This is a genomic window from Streptomyces sp. NPDC050560 (assembly GCF_044457285.1).
Taxonomy (GTDB): domain Bacteria; phylum Actinomycetota; class Actinomycetes; order Streptomycetales; family Streptomycetaceae; genus Streptomyces.
On the sequence record NZ_JBITGT010000014.1, the window covers coordinates 172,405 to 188,848 of the forward strand.

General features: G+C 72.3%; 10 protein-coding genes. 8 read left to right on the forward strand and 2 right to left on the reverse strand.

What is annotated here, in order from left to right; translation table 11 throughout:
- Window positions 1–1,011: 1,011 nt before the first annotated feature.
- The 3 genes from ACIBIW_RS29185 (at window position 1,012) to ACIBIW_RS29195 (ending at window position 4,718) form a co-directional block, all read left to right on the forward strand.
- Window positions 1,012–2,424, forward strand: a complete 1,413-nt coding sequence (locus ACIBIW_RS29185) for an ABC transporter substrate-binding protein (RefSeq protein WP_399340213.1) — start codon at window positions 1,012–1,014, stop codon at window positions 2,422–2,424.
- Window positions 2,425–2,496: 72 nt separating this feature from the next.
- Entirely contained in the window at window positions 2,497–3,780 is a 1,284-nt protein-coding gene (locus ACIBIW_RS29190; protein ID WP_399340216.1) for a carbohydrate ABC transporter permease, read from the forward strand.
- Window positions 3,777–4,718, forward strand: a complete 942-nt coding sequence (locus tag ACIBIW_RS29195) for a carbohydrate ABC transporter permease (protein ID WP_399340218.1) — start codon at window positions 3,777–3,779, stop codon at window positions 4,716–4,718. Before ACIBIW_RS29190 ends, ACIBIW_RS29195 begins: the two co-directional genes overlap by 4 nt.
- A 57-nt stretch (window positions 4,719–4,775) precedes the next feature.
- On the opposite strand, the gene ACIBIW_RS29200 is transcribed toward ACIBIW_RS29195, so the two are convergent.
- The gene (locus tag ACIBIW_RS29200; RefSeq protein WP_399340220.1) at window positions 4,776–5,771 is read right to left on the reverse strand and encodes a LysR family transcriptional regulator; all 996 of its coding nucleotides are present in this window, start codon (window positions 5,769–5,771) and stop codon (window positions 4,776–4,778) included.
- Window positions 5,772–5,976: 205 nt separating this feature from the next.
- Between ACIBIW_RS29200 and dnaE the strand changes: the two genes are divergently transcribed.
- The 4 genes from dnaE (at window position 5,977) to ACIBIW_RS29220 (ending at window position 14,955) form a co-directional block, all read left to right on the forward strand.
- Window positions 5,977–9,606 (forward strand): DNA polymerase III subunit alpha, encoded by a 3,630-nt coding sequence (dnaE, locus tag ACIBIW_RS29205; protein WP_399340223.1) that lies wholly within the window; start codon window positions 5,977–5,979, stop codon window positions 9,604–9,606.
- On the forward strand, window positions 9,582–10,157 hold the full coding sequence (locus ACIBIW_RS29210) for a DUF6300 family protein (RefSeq protein ID WP_399340225.1): 576 nt from the start codon (window positions 9,582–9,584) through the stop codon (window positions 10,155–10,157). Before dnaE ends, ACIBIW_RS29210 begins: the two co-directional genes overlap by 25 nt.
- A 172-nt stretch (window positions 10,158–10,329) precedes the next feature.
- Window positions 10,330–12,705 carry a bifunctional glycosyltransferase family 2 protein/CDP-glycerol:glycerophosphate glycerophosphotransferase gene (locus ACIBIW_RS29215; protein ID WP_399340227.1) on the forward strand — a complete coding sequence of 792 codons (2,376 nt, stop codon included), beginning with the start codon at window positions 10,330–10,332 and terminating at the stop codon, window positions 12,703–12,705.
- Window positions 12,706–12,708: 3 nt separating this feature from the next.
- The gene (locus ACIBIW_RS29220; RefSeq protein WP_399340230.1) at window positions 12,709–14,955 is read left to right on the forward strand and encodes a CDP-glycerol glycerophosphotransferase family protein; all 2,247 of its coding nucleotides are present in this window, start codon (window positions 12,709–12,711) and stop codon (window positions 14,953–14,955) included.
- Between the two features lie 385 nt (window positions 14,956–15,340).
- On the opposite strand, the gene ACIBIW_RS29225 is transcribed toward ACIBIW_RS29220, so the two are convergent.
- Window positions 15,341–15,751, reverse strand: coding sequence for an organic hydroperoxide resistance protein (locus ACIBIW_RS29225; RefSeq protein WP_399340231.1), 411 nt, complete (start codon window positions 15,749–15,751; stop codon window positions 15,341–15,343).
- Between the two features lie 114 nt (window positions 15,752–15,865).
- Here ACIBIW_RS29225 and ACIBIW_RS29230 point away from each other — a divergent pair, with 114 nt between their 5' ends.
- A complete protein-coding gene (locus ACIBIW_RS29230) occupies window positions 15,866–16,369 on the forward strand; it encodes a MarR family winged helix-turn-helix transcriptional regulator (RefSeq protein WP_399340233.1) in 504 nt (167 codons plus the stop codon).
- Window positions 16,370–16,444: the final 75 nt, after the last annotated feature.

Sequence of the window (16,444 nt, forward strand, 5' to 3'; positions counted from 1 at the left end):
GCGAGGCCGCGAGGCCGCGAGGCCGCGAGGCCGCGAGGCCGCGAGGCCGCGAGGCCGCGAGGCCGCGAGGCCGCGAGGCCGCGAGGCCGCGAGGCCGCGAGGCGAGGGTATGCCCGGGAGAGCCCGGGGAGCCGGGGCGCCGGACGGCCCGGAAGGCTCCGGGGGGCCAGGGGGCCTGGGAGACGTGGGAAGCCCGGAGCCCGGAAGGCGTGGCGAGCCCAAAGGGCAGTACGTCCGGGAGGGGCGGGGCCTTCGAGGTGCCGGGGGGCCGCGAAGCAGGCGGTGGTGCCGGCCGTGCGGCGGCGGTCGGCGGCGCGCCCGCGCCCCGAGCCCCGTACAGCCCGCGCCCCCGCACCGCGGGCGACCCGCACCCCCGCACGACCGCGCACCCCGCGCCTCCACACAGCACGCGCCCCCGGAGCAGGCGCCCCCGCCCAACAAGCCCCCGGCACAACACGCCCACCCCACACCCCCGCAAGGCCCCACAGGGCACCGTGGCGCACCGCGTGCCCCCGTGCTGACGCCCCGCTGACGGTGAGTTTTCGCCGTTGTCGGGTGGGGCGTCATCAGCCGTGTCTGCCGCGGGGCCGCCCCGCGCGTAACGCCGCCGCGGCCGGGGCAAGAAACGGCACAACCGTCGCCCCGTCGACCTGGCCGGAAACGGCCACGTCATCCCGGTGTCACGGCGGCCGCCGACCCGGTCCGCGGTGCTCCGACCGGCCGGACAAGGCCCGTCGGAGCCCGCTTCCGGCGCCGCCGCCGTCCTCGCGCGCAGTGGACCAGCGGGTGGCCGCGGCCCGGGAAAACTGGTGAACGGCCGGTTCTCGATGGGGTATTCAGAGAAGCAAGAATCACCGCCTGACCTCACATCACGACCCCGTCACGATCTTGGACTTGGGGCCGCTGACCGTCTTGCCGCTCGCGGCGGCCCGGCAGTAGACCAGAGCGGACACAGAACGCTCCCGCCCCGACACGGGGCGAGAGCGCGCGACACATGAAGAACGGGGCATCATGCGCAGTAGCCTGCGACACTCAAGCCGCGCCGGTCGGCGCGATCCCAGAGCCGTGAAGGCGGCGGCCGCGCTGATCGCGGGCGCGCTCGCCGTGAGCCTGAGCGCGTGCGGCGGGTCCGACGACGACAAGGGGGACACCGGCAAGGGCGGCGGCGCGAACAGCAGCGCGGACGCGGCCGTGCCGCAGACGGTGAAGCTGCCGAAGCTGGACGGGCAGAAGCTCCAGGTCTCGGCGGTCTGGTCCGGCGTCGAGGCGGACAACTTCAAGAAGGTCCTCGCGGAGTTCGAGAAGCGCACCGGCGCCGACGTCACGTACGTCCCCGGGCAGGACCCGATCATCAACTTCCTCGGCTCCAAGATCGCGGGCGGCGCCCCGCCGGACGTGGCGATGCTGCCGCAGGTCGGCGCCATCGAGCAGGCCGTCGACAAGAAGTGGGCGAAGCCGCTCGGCGCCGAGGCGACGGCCGAGCTGAAGAAGAACTACTCGCCCGGCTGGGCCGACCTCGGCAAGGTCGACGGCAAGCAGTACGGGGTCTACTTCAAGGCCGCCAACAAGTCCCTGGTCTGGTACAACACCAAGGTCTTCGAGAACGCGGGCGCCCAGGAGCCGAAGACCTGGAAGACGCTCATGGACGCCTCCCAGACCGTCTACGACTCCGGTGTCACCCCGATGTCCATCGGCGCGTCCGACGGCTGGGTGCTCACCGACTGGTTCGAGAACGTGTACCTGTCGCAGGCGGGCCCCGACAAGTACGACCAGCTCGCCGCGCACAAGATCAAGTGGACCGACCCGTCGGTGAAGGACGCGCTGAAGACCCTCGCCCAGATGTGGGGCAAGAAGGACTTCGTGGCGGGCGGCGCGGACGGCGCGCTCCAGACGGACTTCCCGACGTCCGTCACCCAGACGTTCACCGGCGGCGACCAGCCCAAGGCCGGCATGGTCTTCGAGGCGGACTTCGCCGGTGCCAACGTCCAGCAGGCCAAGGCGAAGATCGGCACCGACGCCAAGGTGTTCCCGTTCCCGGCCGTCGGCGACCAGCCGCCCGTGGTCAGCGGCGGCGACGCGGCGACCCTGCTGAAGGACTCCAAGGCGGGCCAGGCGCTGATGACGTTCCTCGCGTCGCCCGACGCCGCCACCATCTGGGCGAAGCAGGGCGGCTACCTGTCCCCCAACAAGGAGGTCAAGCAGGCCGCGTACCCGAACGACGTCCAGAGGTCGATGGCCAAGGCCCTCATCGACGCGGGTGACGACTTCCGCTACGACATGTCCGACCAGGCCCCGCAGGCGTTCGGCGGCACCCCCGGCAAGGGCGAGTGGAAGGTGCTCCAGGACTTCCTGAAGAACCCGAAGGACGTGGACGGCACCGCGACCCGGCTCGAAGCCGAGGCCGCCAAGGTCTACAAGGACTGACGGGCGATGGCGGTCACTGCCGTGGGGGACGTCCCAGGGGCGCCCCCCACCCCCCCAGGCAAACGCAAGAGCGTGACAGGTACCCGTAAATGGGTGGCGGTCGCCTTCCTGTTCCCGGCACTCGTCCTGCTGGGCGCGCTCGTGGTCTATCCGATCGTCTACTCGCTGGTGCGCAGCTTCGGCGCGAACAGCGGCGGCGGATTCGTCGGCTTCGACAACTACAAGGAACTCTTCACCGACCACACCATCCTCACCGCGATCAAGAACACCGCGATCTGGGTCGTCGTGGCGCCCGCGGTGGCGACGGTCCTCGGCCTGATCTTCGCGGTCCTCACCGAACGCGTCCGCTGGGGCACCGCGTTCAAGCTGATCGTGTTCATGCCGATGGCGATCTCGATGCTCGCCGCCGGGATCATCTTCCGGCTCGTGTACGAGGCCGAGCCCGACCGGGGCGTGGCGAACGCGGTGTGGGTGGGCATCCACGACACGTTCGCCGAGTCGTCCGCGTTCCCGAAGGCGCACCCGGGGGCCCAGTCCCCGCTGAAGCCCGCGGGCGGCGGCGCGTTCGTCACCAAGGACCCCGTGAAGGCGGGCACCCCGGTGGCGCTCGCGATGGTCGGTGTGGCGCCCGAGGATCTCCCGGACGGCGCGGGCGCGGCCAGGCAGGCGTCGGCCGACCCGGGCAAGGTCACCGGCACCGCCTGGCAGGACTTCACCCGCGGCAAGGGCGTCGGCACCCGGGGCGGCGTCGACGCGGGCGAGGTCGGCTACGCCGGGATGAAGATCGAGGCGGTCAAGGGCGGCAAGGTCGTCGAGACCGCCAAGGCGGGCGGCGACGGCACGTTCTCGTTCTCCGACAAGGCGGACGGGGCGCTGCTGCGGCTGCCCGCGGCCAACTTCAGGGAGCCGTACGCCGGTGTCGACTGGCTCGGCCCGACCCTCGTCACCCCGGCGATCATCGCGTCGTACGTGTGGATGTGGGCGGGCTTCGCGATGGTGCTGATCGCGGCCGGGCTCGCGGGCATGCCCCGCGAACTGCTTGAGGCGGCCCGCGTGGACGGCGCGAACGAGTGGCAGGTGTTCCGCAGGATCACCGTGCCGATGCTGGCGCCGGTGCTCGCGGTGGTGCTGGTCACGTTGATGATCAATGTGTTGAAGATCTTCGACCTGGTCTTCATCATCGCGCCCGGCTCCTCGCAGGACGACGCGAACGTGCTGGCGCTCCAGCTCTACCGCTCCGCGTTCGGCGAGGACAAACCCGGGGTGGCCAGCGCCATCTCGATCCTGCTGCTCCTGCTGGTCATCCCGGTGATGTGGTTCAACGTGCGGAGAATACGTCGGGAGGCGCGGCGATGACGGCGGACAGTAGTGCCGTGGCGGGTGAGGCCGCCGTGTCAGGCGCCGCGGTGAAGACGGCGCCGCGGCCCGCCCCCTCGGGCGGCGGCCGGTCCGTCGGCGGCCGGATCGCGGAACTGGCGAGCGGCGGACTGCTGCGGGTCTTCCTGATCGTGGTCGGCCTGTTCTGGCTGGTGCCGACCGTCGGTCTGCTGATCTCCTCGCTGCGGACCGCGGACGACCTCAACTCCAGCGGTTGGTGGAAGGTGTTCACCAGCCCCGCGAAGCTGACGTTCGACAACTACGACAACCTCCTGTCCAACTCGGACATGACCAACTCGCTGGTCAACTCCCTCCTGATCACCATCCCCGCCACCGTGCTCGTGGTGGTGGTCGGCGCGCTCGCGGGCTACGCGTTCGCGTGGATGGACTTCCCGGGACGCGACTGGTGGTTCGTCGGGGTGGTCGGGCTGCTGGTGGTGCCGGTGCAGGTGGCGCTGCTGCCGATCGCGAAGCTCTTCGGCGACATCGGCATCTTCGGCTCGATCTTCGGGGTGATCCTCTTCCACGCCGGGTTCGGGCTGCCGTTCGCGGTGTTCCTGCTGCGGAACTTCTTCGCGGAGATCCCCAAGGAGCTGCTGGAGGCGGCCCGGCTGGACGGCGCGGGCGAACTGCGGCTGTTCTTCCGGGTGGTCATGCCGCTCGGCGGGCCCGCGATCGCCTCGCTCGGCATCTTCCAGTTCCTGTGGGTGTGGAACGACATGCTGATCGCGCTGATCTTCGCCGACGCCGACAGCCAGCCGATCACCGTGGCGCTCCAGACCCAGGTGCGCCAGTTCGGCAGCAATGTCGACATCCTGGCGCCCGGCGCGTTCATCTCGATGGTGATCCCGCTGGCGGTGTTCTTCGCCTTCCAGCGGCAGTTCGTGTCGGGAGTCATGGCGGGGGCGGTCAAGTAGGCCGCCCCGCCTCCGGGTGGACGTACCCCTCCCCCGCCGCACCCCCCGGCCCCGGGCTCACCCGCCCGGGGCCGGGGCGCGTCCTGGCGGGGGCGGGGTGCGTCGGCCGTGCGGGGCGGGCGCGGGCGCGGCCCAGCCGGGTGTCCAGACACCGCCGTCGGGGCGGCCCGGGTAGGCGGCGGCGAGATGGGCGCGCAGCGCCGCGAGCCCGGGATGCGGGTTGTCGGCGCGCCAGATGAGCGAGTGCGGGTAGAGCGGCACCGGGTCGCGCAGCGGGATGCGCCGCAGGTCATGGCCCGCGGGCCACACCAGCGGGGTGCGCTCGCTGACGAACGTCGCCAGCGTCGAGGAGCCCGCGATGGTGTCGAGGAGCGGCTCGATGCCGAAGTCGGGGCCGACCGCGTCGATGGTCAGCCCGAACGCCGCGGCGAACTCGTCGTAGAACGCGGTCCACTCGGTGCCCGGCGCGTTGCCCGGCATCCAGATGCGGTGCCCGGCGAGCCGGGCCGGGGTGACCGACCGCGCGGCGGCGAACTCGTGGGCCGGGCCCGTGAACAGGTGCAGCGGCTCGTCGAAGACCGGGGTGTGGGCGACACCGTCGGGGAGCCGCCCGCCCGGCATCGTGACGGCGCGGAAGGTCGCGTCGATCGTCCCGGCACGCACGGCCGCGACCGCCGCCTGCGAGTCGAACAGCGTCACCACGTCGAGTTCCGTCCCCGGGTGCGCGCGGTGGAAGTCGCGCAGCAGGCCCGCGAGCGAGAGCCGCCGCCCGATCACGTCGACCCGCAGCGCCCGCCGCCCCGCCCGCACGGAGGCCGCCGCCCGCTCCTCGGCCCGCAGCAGCGCCCTGGCGTGCGGCAGGAACGCCTGCCCGTCGATCGTCAGCCCCGCACCGCGGACCGGACGGCCGAACAGCCGCACCCCGAGATCACGCTCCAGCGCGGCGACACGCTTGGAGACGGCCTGCTGGGTGATCCCCAGGACGGCGGCGGCCTCCTGGAACTGCCCCGCGTCCACGGCGGCGACAAAGGTGCGCACTGCGGTGAGATCCACACTGGTCAGCCTATGTGCACAACCAGCCGTTGACCGAAGGAGGCGACATGGTTGTTTGATTCCGCCTCTCCCCGGCCGTTTTGATGAGGGCGGTCAACGCCCGGTTGTACGAGCGGCGGCACGGCGCGCCGCGCACACGGCCGGACACCGACAGGCCACGCCCTCGCCCGCACGGCCGGGCCCGCGTCCCCGGAGGTGCCACCCCGTGCCCGACTCCTTCGTCCACCTGCACAACCACACCGAGTACTCGATGCTCGACGGCGCACAGCGACTCAGGCCGATGTTCGACGAGGTGGCGCGGCAGGGCATGCCCGCGATCGCCATGAGCGACCACGGCAACATGTTCGGCGCCCACGAGTTCGCCCAGGTCGCCAAGGACCACGACGGCATCAGACCGGTCATCGGCATCGAAGCCTATGTGGCGCCCTCGTCCCGTTTCGCCAGGAAGCGGGAGTTCTGGGGCGGCGGCGGGCGGCGCGCCCCCGCCGCCGACGGCGAGGGGACGAAGGACGTCTCGGGCGGCGGGCGCTTCACCCACATGACGATGTGGGCCCGCACCGCCCAGGGCCTGCGCAACCTCTTCTGGCTCAGCACCCGCGCCAGCTACGAGGGCCAGTTCCCCGCGGGCAAGCCGCGCATGGACCGCGAACTGATCGCCGAACGCCCCCAGGGCGTCATCGCCACCACCGGCTGCCCCTCGGGCGAGATCCAGACCCGGCTCCGGCTCGGCCAGTACGACGAGGCGAGGGCCGCGGCCGGCGCCTACCAGGAGATCTTCGGCCGCGACCACTACTACCTCGAACTCATGGACCACGGCCTCGACATCGAGCGCGCCGTCCGCGACGACCTGCTGCGGCTGGCCCGCGACCTGAACATCCCACCGCTGGCCACCAACGACGCCCACTACGTGACCGAGGACCAGGCCGACGCCCACGACAGCCTGCTGTGCATCGGCGTCGGCAAGAACAAGGACGACCCGGACCGCTTCCGCTTCAACGGCTCCGGCTACTACCTCAAGACGGCCGCAGAGATGCGCGCCCTGTTCTCCGGCCTCCCCGAAGCCTGCGACAACACCCTCCTCGTCGCCGACGGCATCGAGCCCTACGACGAGGTCTTCGACCACGTCGACGAGATGCCCCGCTTCCCCGACGTGCCCGACGGCGAGACCCAGGAGTCCTGGCTGCGCGCCGAGGTCATGAAGGGCCTCGCCACCCGCTACGGCACCCCGCTCCCCGGACACATCCTCGACCGCTTCGAGACCGAGATGTCGGTCATCGGCCCCATGGGCTTCAGCTCCTACTTCCTCGTGGTCGCCGACATCTGCCGGCACGCCCGCGAGAACCGCATCCCCCTCGGCCCCGGCCGCGGCTCCGCCACCGGCTCCCTCGTCGCCTACGCCATCCGCATCACCGAACTGTGCCCCCTGGAACACGGCCTCCTCTTCGAACGTTTCCTCAACCCCGAACGCATCAACCCGCCCGACGTCGACCTCGACTTCGACGACCGCCAGCGCGACCGCATGGTCCGCTACGTCACCGAGAAGTACGGCGAGGAGTTCACCGCCCTGGTGAACACGTTCGGCAGGATCAAGGCCAAGAACGCGATCAAGGACTCCTCACGCATCCTCGGCTACCCCTACTCCCACGGCGAACGCATCACCAAGGCCCTCCCCCCTGACCAGAACGGCAAGCCGGCGCCGCTCGCCGCCGTCTTCGACCCCGCCCACGAACGCCACGGCGAGACCGCCGAGATCCGGCAGATGTACGAGAGCGAACCCGACGTGCGGCGGGTCGTCGACGCCGCCCGCGGAGTCGAGGGCCTCACCCGCGGCACCGGCGTGCACGCCGCCGCCGTCATCCTCTCCAAGACCCGCCTCACCGACCGCATCCCGCTGCACATGCGCGCCTCGGACGGAGTGAAGATCACCGGCTTCGACTACCCGTCCTGCGAGGCCATGGGCCTGATCAAGATGGACTTCCTCGGACTGCGCAACCTCGGCGTCATCGACCAGGCCATCGACAACATCCGCGACAACCGCGGCGTCCGCCTCGCCACCGTCGACCCGATGGACGGCGACCCGTCCACCACCGTCATCCCCCTCGACGACCCGAAGACGTACCGGCTGCTGGCCGAGGGCAACACCTTCGGCGTCTTCCAGCTCGACGGCGGCGGCATGCGCGTCCTGCTGCGCCAGATGGAACCCACCCGCTTCGAGGACATCGCCGCCGTCAACGCCCTCTACCGGCCCGGCCCGATGGCCGCCAACGCACACACCAACTACGCCCACCGCAAGACCGGCCGCCAGCAGATCACCCCGATCCACCCCGAACTGCGCGAGGCCCTGGAACCCATCCTCGGCAACACCTTCCACCTCCTCGTCTACCAGGAACAGATCATGGCCATCGCCCGGGAACTCGCCGGGTACACCCTCGGCGGCGCCGACCTGCTGCGCCGCGCGATGGGCAAGAAGAAACCCGAGGTACTCGCCGCCGAATGGGACAAGTTCCACGACGGCATGCGCCGGAGCGGCTTCGGCGAGGAGGCCGTCAAGGCCTTGTGGGACGTGATGCTCCCGTTCTCCGGCTACGCCTTCAACAAGTCCCACACCGCCGGATACGGCCTGGTCTCGTACTGGACCGCCTACCTCAAGGCCAACTACCCCGCGGAGTACATGGCCGCCCTCCTCACCTCCGTCGGCGACGACAAGGACAAGGCCGCCGTCTACCTCGCCGACGCCCGCAAGAACGGCGTACGGGTCCTCCAGCCCGACGTGAACGAGTCGGTCGCCGAGTTCGCCGCCGTCGGCGACGACGTCCGCTTCGGACTGCGCTCCGTACGCAACGTCGGCGACCAGGTCATCGACGCCCTCGTCGACGCCCGCCGCGCCAAGGGCCGCTACACCTCCTTCGCCGACTTCCTCGACAAGGCCGAACTGCCCGCGCTGAACAAGCGGGCCGTGGACTCCCTCATCAAGGCAGGCACCTTCGACTCCCTCCAGCACACCCGCAGGGGCCTCGCCGCCGTCCACGAGGACGCCATCGACGCGATCACCCCCGTGAAGAAGGCCGCCGGCTTCGGACAGGACGACCTCTTCGGCCACCTCGCGGGCGAGGGGGGCGAGGGGGGCGCGGGGCCCGCACTCGGCCTCGACTTCCCCGTCGACCCACGCGAGTGGCCGCGCCGGCAACTCCTCGCCACCGAACGCGACATGCTCGGCCTGTACGTCTCCGCCCACCCGCTCGACGGCGCCGAACACGTCCTCGCCCGCGCCCGGGACTGCTCCATCGCCGAACTCCTCGCCTCAGGACGCACCACGGGGGACGTACGGCTGTCCGGTCTCGTCGCCGGTGTGCAGGCGAAGCTGACCAAACAGGGCAACCCCTGGGCCGTCGTCGACCTCGCCGACCGCGACGCGAGCATCGAGGTCCTCTTCTTCCCCGCCGCCTACCGGCTCGTACGCGACGCGCTCGCCGAGGACAACGTCGTCAGCGTCACCGGCAGGATCGAGGACCGGGACGGCACCGTGCACCTCTTCGGCAGGGAGCTTTCCGTACTCGACGTGTCCTCCGCGGAGCACGGCGGCGCACCCCCGGTGCGGCTGGCCCTGCCCGCCCACCGGATCACCGAACGCACCGTCCTGGAACTGAAACGCATCCTCACCGACCACCCGGGCGAAAGCCCCGTACACCTCACCGTCCACGGCCCCCACGACACGACGGTGTACGCACTCCACGCCAGAGTGAACCCCACGGCCGTCGCCTCGGAGATAAAGAGCGCTTTCGGGCCTGACTCGTGGTCGGGGGCCGGGTCATGGTCGGGGGCGGGGTCGGCGTGAGTCGGGGGTCTGGTGGAGGTGGCGGCTTCGGTCGGGGCGGCGAGAGTCGGGGCGGCGGGGGTCCGGCGGGCGGGGGTCCGGCGGGTGGGGGGTCCCGCTCCGGTGGGCGGTCCGGTAGGGGCCCGGCGGGCGACTCGTCCAGCGCCGTCGGCCGAGTCGGCACGGGCCCGGCGACCGGTGAGCACGGCGCCGTCGAACTGCGGGTCTGCGGGACGGTGCCGCCCTGCCCGCGCTGCGGGGCGCCGCTACTGCTCGTGGCCCGCTATCCGCACACCTGGCACAACCGGGCCGGGCGGCCCGTCCCCGGATTCCGGGAGGCTCCGCTGTGTCGCTCCTGCGACAACGACACGCCTGCGGGGGCGGACCTGCTTGCCCTGCTGGCGCTGATCGACGGGGGTGGTCGCGCGGCGGACGCCGGGGCTGGCGTGGCCGCCGAGAGGGAACGGTTCGGCTCGCTTGTGCATGCCTGGCTGGACACCGTGCGGGAACGGACACCGGAGACGGGGGATCTTGCGGGGGAGGAGTCGCGGTGGTGGGCGGGGGATCTGTAGGGAGGGGGCCCCTCCCCCCTCCCCCCTCCCCTCTCCCTCCCTCCCCTCTCCCCCTCGCCCCTGCCCCCTCTCGCCCGTCCTCCCCGGCCCCCTCCCGTCCGGTCGCCTCTCCCCTCTCGTCCGGCTGCGCACAGGTCGCCTACCGGCGTTTAATCGGGCAATATGTACAAGTATGCCCGTACTACCGCGTAAAGATCCTTCGGCGGCTCCCCGGTTCAGTGTCGTCGTGCCAGGCCATGGTGTCCTCGGGCGGTATGCGGATGCGCTGGCGTCCGTGCTCGCGCAGTCGGACGGTTTCGGGGGTGTCGAGGTGGTGCCCGTGTCCGGGGGGCCCGAGGCGCCGGAGACCGCGGTGGCGCTGCGGGCGGCGGCGCGGGACGGGCGGGTGCGTCCGCCGGTGTTCTCGCCGGTGTCCGAGGGGCTCGGCGGGGCCCGTAACACCGGGGCCGCGGCTGCTGTCGGTGACTATCTCCTCTTTCTCGACGGTGATGACACATTGGCGCCGGGTGCGCTCGCGGCCGTGGGTGCCAGGCTCGATGCCGTCGGCGATGTCGACGTGCTGTTCACCGGGCACCAGCGGGTGCACTGGTGGCGGGGGCCCGTGATCGGAGAACCGGTGGCGGAGGCGCTGGCGGGGGTGCTGGACACGTCCCCGGGCGGGCCGCACTCCGGGGCGTTCCCGCCCGCGGCCGCACCGCGGTTGACGGGGGCCGAACTGCCCGCCTGGAGCGCCGTCCACCGCAGGCGGTTCCTCTTCGACCGGGGGCTGTTCTTCCCTCCGGGGCTCTATACGGATCTGCCCTGGGGTGTCCTTGAGCTGCTGGCGGCCGAGCGGATCGCGGTGCTTCACGCGGTCTGTGTACGGCATCTGCTGCGGCGGCAGGGCTCCCGGCTGCGGGAGCCGGGTCCGGGGCACTTCGACCTCCTCGACCAGGTGGACCTGGCGCTCGGCAGGGCCAGGCGGGCGGGTGTGCCGGTGGAGCGGTCCGAGGCGCTCTTCGGGCGGTTGACGGGGCATCTGCTGCGGGTGGCGAGCGCCCCCGGGCTGCTTCCCGAGGGGAGCGGCGCCGAGTTCTTCGAGCGGGCGCAGGAGCTGTACCGGTGTCACCGTCCCGCCGGGTACACGCCGCCCCCGGGCGCTCTCGGGGTGCAGCACCGGCTGCTGGCGGCGGGCGCCTATTCCGCGTTCCGTGCGCTGCGGGACACGCATCGGGGCGCCGTGCGGGCCGCGGGGCGTGTGCTGGGGCGGGCGCGGCGGGTGAAGCGGGCGGTGCGGCGGCGCTACCCGGCGGGCTACGCGGCGGCGCTGCGGCTGCCGGTGGACGAGAACCTGGCCGTGTACTGCGCGTACTGGGGCCGTGGCTACGCCTGCAATCCGGCGGCGATCCATGCGGCCGCCGCCAGGCTCGCCCCGCATATCCGCTCGGTGTTCCTGGTCACGGAGGAGGCGGCGGAGCGGATGCCGGAGGGTGTCGACCACGCCGTCCTCGGCAGTCCGGAGGCGTGGCGGGTGCTGGCGAGGGCGAAGTACCTGGTCAACAACGCGAACTTTCCGGATGCCGTGGTGAAGCGGCCGGGTACCGTGCACCTCCAGACCCAGCACGGCACGCCATTGAAGACGATGGGGGTCGAGCAGGCGGCGTACCCGGTGGTGGCGGCGCACAGCGGGGGCTTCGGCAGACTGCTGGCGCGGGTCGACCGCTGGGACTACAACCTGTCCTCGAACCGGCACTCGACGCGGGTCTGGGAGCGGGAGTTCCCGGCGTCGTACGAGATGCTGGAGTACGGCTACCCGCGCAACGACGTGTACACGACGGCCGGTGCGGCGGAGGTGGCGCGTGCCCGTCGTGCCCTGGGTGTGCCCGAGGGCCGTACGGCGCTGTTGTACGCGCCGACGCACCGGGACTACCGGACCGGTTTCGACGCCCAGTTGGATCTGGAGGCGTTCTGTGAGGCGGCGGGCGAGGAGTTCGTCGTGCTGCTGCGGGCGCACTACTTCTACGCGGAGAACGACAGCGGGGCGCGGGCGGGTGCCGTGCCGCGCGGGGCGCGGGCAGCGGGCGGGCCGCGGGTGATCGACGTGACCCGGCACGGCTGCGCCGAGGACGTGTGCCTCGCCGCGGACGGGCTGATCACGGACTACTCGTCGATCATGTTCGACTACGCCAACCTTGACCGGCCGATCGTCGTCTTCGCGGACGACTGGGACGTCTACCGGGAGACCAGGGGTGTCACCTTCGATCTGATGGAGTGTCCGCCCGGTCCCGTGGCGCGCACTCAGGAGGAGTTGGCCGCACTGTTCCGCGACGGGCGGTGGGCCGACGAGGGGGCGCGGCGGGCGCGGGCCGCGTTCCGTGAGCGCTTCTGCGGCTTCGACGACGGGCGTGCCGCGGAGCGGGTGGTGCGGCGGGTGCTGCTGGGTGAGCCGCCCGAGGCCCTGCCGCCCGTGGTGCCGCTCGGGGAGCGGGTGCCCGCGCCGGCCGCGCGCCCTGTCGGACATGGTCCGGGGGGCGCCGGGCCGGCGGCGTCCGTCCGGGAAGGGAGCTGATCCGTGCCCCGCTTCAGTGTGATCGTGCCGGTGTTCAGGGTGCGGGGTTTCCTCGGTGCCTGTCTCGACTCGGTGCTCGGGCAGTCCTTCGGGGACTTCGAGGTGATCGCCGTCGACGACCGCTGTCCCGACGGGTGCGGCGACATCATCGACGAGTACGCGGCCCGTGACCCGCGGGTGCGGGCGGTGCACCTGCCGGAGAACGTGGGTCTCGGGCGGGCCCGTAACGCGGGTGTGCGGCACGCCACGGGCGACTACCTGCTGTTCCTCGACAGCGACGACTCCTACACGCCGGGGCTGCTGTCCGCTCTCGCGGACCGGCTGGCGGTGACCGGGGACCCGGACATCGTCGCCTTCGACCATGTGCGCACCCACTGGTGGGGCTCCTCCGGGCCGAGCGCGTCGGCCGAGCTGCTGGCGCGGGCCGGTACGGACACGTTCAGCCTGCGGGAGCGTCCCGAGTACGTGCACCTGTTCCTGGTGGCGTGGAACAAGGCGTTCCGGCGGGACTTCTACCTGGCGCACGGCTTCAGCTACGAGCCGGGGCTCTACGAGGACGCTCCGGTGACCTACCGGGCGATGGTGACGGCCGAGCGGATCGGCTGTCTCGACCGGGTGGGGGTGGAGTACCGGCAGCGGCGGCAGGGTGCGATCACCCGTACTCCGGGGCGCCGGCACTTCGACATCTTCGCGCAGTACGAGGGGCTGTTCGCCGATCTCGACGGCCGGCCTGGGCTGGCCTGGGCGCGGCCGATGCTCTTCGAGCGGGCGTTGGACCACATGCTCTTCACGCTGGCCAGGCCGGAGCGGGTGCGGGCGGCGGACCGCGGTGCGTTCTACGACAGGGCCGCCGCTTTCTGCCGTCGGCATGTCCCGGAGGGTTTCGTGCCGCCCGCGACCGCGCGTGGCCGGGAGATGCGGCTGCTGGCCACGGCGCCGTACGGGGTGTGGGCGGGGCAGCGCTGGGCGCGGCGCGCGGGCCGGGTCTCCGCCAGGGGGGCGCGTCGGGCCGGGGAGCGGCTGCGGGAGCGGTCGGACCTGCGCTGGTACGAGGAGCGGCTGCGGGAGCCGCTCGATCCGCGGCTGGCCGTGTTCGCCTCCTGGCACCACCGTGCGGTGTCGGGTGATCCGGCGGCCCTGTACGAGCGTGCCGCCCGGCTGGCGCCGGGGCTGCGCGGGGTGTGGGTCGTGCTTCCCGAGGCGCTCGACCGGGTGCCGCCGGGGGTGGACCGGGTGGAGCTGGGTTCGCGGCGGTACTTCGACGTGATGGCGCGGGCGACGTACTGGTTCAACGACGTCAACTGGGCGGGGTCGCTGGTGAAGCGGCCGGGGTCGGTGCATGTGCAGACGCATCTGGGGACGCCGCTGAAGTTCATGGGGGCCGATCTGCTGCTGAGGCCGGGGGCGCGGTACGGGTGGGATGTGCGGGCGATGCTGCGGCGCGCCGATCGCTGGGACTACAGCCTGGCGGCGGGCCGGTACGCGCAGGGGGTGTGGGAGCGGGCGTACCCGTGTCACTTCACGTCGCTGTGTGTCGGGAGCCCCCGCAATGACGTGCTGGTGAACGGGGATGCGGTGCGGGCGGCGGTGGCGCGTGGGCGGCTGGGGATCGGTGCGGGCGACACGGTGGTGCTGTACGCGCCGACGCCGCGGGACTACCGGCGGGGCCGTTTCGCGCTGCGCGCCGATCTGGAGGGGCTGGCGGGGGCGCTCGGTGCGGGGGCGACGCTCGTCGTGCGGTTGCACCCGGGGCTTGCCGATCGTCCTGAGCGGGCGCTGCTGTTGCGGGATCTGCACCGGCGGGGTGTGGTCGTGGACGCGACGGACGAGCCGTCGGTGACGGATCTGATGCTGGCGTCGGACGCGCTGGTCACGGACTACTCGGCGTTGATGTTCGACTTCGTGCTGCTGGATCGGCCCGTGGTGCTGCTGGCGGACGATCTGGGGGCGTTCCGCGCGGCGCGGGGTGTGTACACGGATGTCACGGCGCGGCCGCCTGGTCATGTGGCCCGCTCGGCGCGTGAGCTGACGGGGCTCTTCGCGTCGGGGGCGTGGCGGGACGGGGAGTCGGCGCGGCTGCGTGCCGCGTTCCGCGAGGGTTTCTGTGAGGCGGAGGACGGGCGGGCGGCGGAGCGGGTGCTGCGTGCGGTGCTCGCGCCGGAGCTGCTGGGGGCGTCGCGTCTTTCCCGGCGGGACAGGCCACTGGGCGCGGTCGTGCCACCGCTTGAGGTGCGGGCGACGGAGGGGTGAGAGGCGGAGGGCCGAGGCGTGGGGGCGTAACGCGGTGGTGTGAGCGGGTGGGGTGTCGGGAGGGGGTGGCTCGGGCGGTGGGGCGTGGCGGGCGTGGGGCCTCCTGGGCGTGGCGGGCCGAGGGAGTCGGGCGAGCGGGGAGGTCAGCGTGGACGGGGGTGCGGTCGGAGCGGGCGGAGCGGGCGGATGGGGTGCGGGGTGTGGGGCGGTGGTGTTCACAGGTGCTAGTGGAGCATGGGGGGTCGGGCCTGCGGATCGGTCCACGGGTGGGGTTTTCGCCCGTTTGGTTCTCCACCCGCGCTCCACCCGAGGGCGGGTCGGGGCCCCCTCCCCGGCGGTGTCCGCCCCCACCCGGGGGTGGAGGCGGCAGGGCGGACGGTGGCCGTTACTCGACGACCAGCTCGACCGGGATGTTGCCGCGGGTCGCCTTGGAGTAGGGGCAGACGCCGTGGGCCTGCTCGACGAGCTTCCTGCCCTCTTCGCCGGAGAGGGACTCCGGCAGCTCCACGCGGAGCGTCACCGCGAGGCCGAAGCTCTCGCCGTCCTTGCCGATGCCGACCTCGGCCGTGACCGAGACCTCGCTGGTGTCGACCTTGGCGGTGCGTCCGACGAGGCCGAGGGCCGACGCGAAGCAGGCCGCGTAGCCGGCGGCGAACAACTGCTCGGGATTGGTGCCCTTGCCGCTGCCGCCGAGGGCCGGGGGCGTCGCCAGGGTCAGGTCGAGCTGGCCGTCGGAGCTGACGGCCCTCCCGTCACGGCCGTTGGCAGTGGCGGCGGCGGTGTACAGCGCGTCCATCGAAACCATCCCTCTCACTTCGGCGTAGCCACTGCTGCGGCCACTCACATGGACAGTAGAGCACACAATTAAGTTGTGCACAACTAAATGTGGCGCGAGGGGTACCCTGGGGGCATGACCACGACACCGCCGGCGCCCCCGACACCGCCAGGACCTCAGGGCGCCGGGTCCGACGACGACTTGCTGCGGCTGGATCTGATGGTCTGCTTCGCCACGCATGTCGCCTCGCGCGCCTTCAACGGCGCCTATCGGGTGCTGCTGAAGGACCTCGGCCTGACCTATCCGCAGTACCTGGTGATGCTCGCGCTGTGGGAGGAGGGCGAGCAGCCCGTGAAGCGGCTCGGGGAGCGGCTGCGGCTGGACTCGGGCACGCTGTCGCCGCTGCTGAAGCGCCTGGAGGCGGCGGGCCTCGTGGCGCGGGAGCGCAGCGCGAGCGACGAGCGGTCGGTGCGGATCAGGCCCACCGACAGGGGTGCAGCCCTCAGGGACCGTGCGGCCGAGGTGCCGCGGCGGCTCGGCGACGCGATGGGCTGCTCACTGGAGGAGGTCATGGAGCTGAAGGAGCGGCTCGACCGCCTGACGGCGGCCCTCGACGCGGCGGAACTCAAGCCCCGCTAGCCTCTCTCCGCCAGCCCCCGCCGCACGCGCCTCCCCCACGCAACGCCGCGCGCCCCCGCGCACCCGTACGCCGCC

Bases quoted from the DNA above. Each gene is read 5' to 3' on its own strand.
- ACIBIW_RS29185 (WP_399340213.1), top strand. From the start codon at position 1,012: ATGCGCAGTAGCCTGCGACACTCAAGCCGCGCCGGTCGGCGCGATCCC.
- ACIBIW_RS29195 (WP_399340218.1), top strand. From the start codon at position 3,777: ATGACGGCGGACAGTAGTGCCGTGGCGGGTGAGGCCGCCGTGTCAGGC.
- ACIBIW_RS29210 (WP_399340225.1), top strand. From the start codon at position 9,582: ATGGTCGGGGGCGGGGTCGGCGTGAGTCGGGGGTCTGGTGGAGGTGGC.
- ACIBIW_RS29215 (WP_399340227.1), top strand. From the start codon at position 10,330: ATGCCCGTACTACCGCGTAAAGATCCTTCGGCGGCTCCCCGGTTCAGT.
- ACIBIW_RS29225 (WP_399340231.1), bottom strand. From the start codon at position 15,751: ATGGACGCGCTGTACACCGCCGCCGCCACTGCCAACGGCCGTGACGGG.
- ACIBIW_RS29230 (WP_399340233.1), top strand. From the start codon at position 15,866: ATGACCACGACACCGCCGGCGCCCCCGACACCGCCAGGACCTCAGGGC.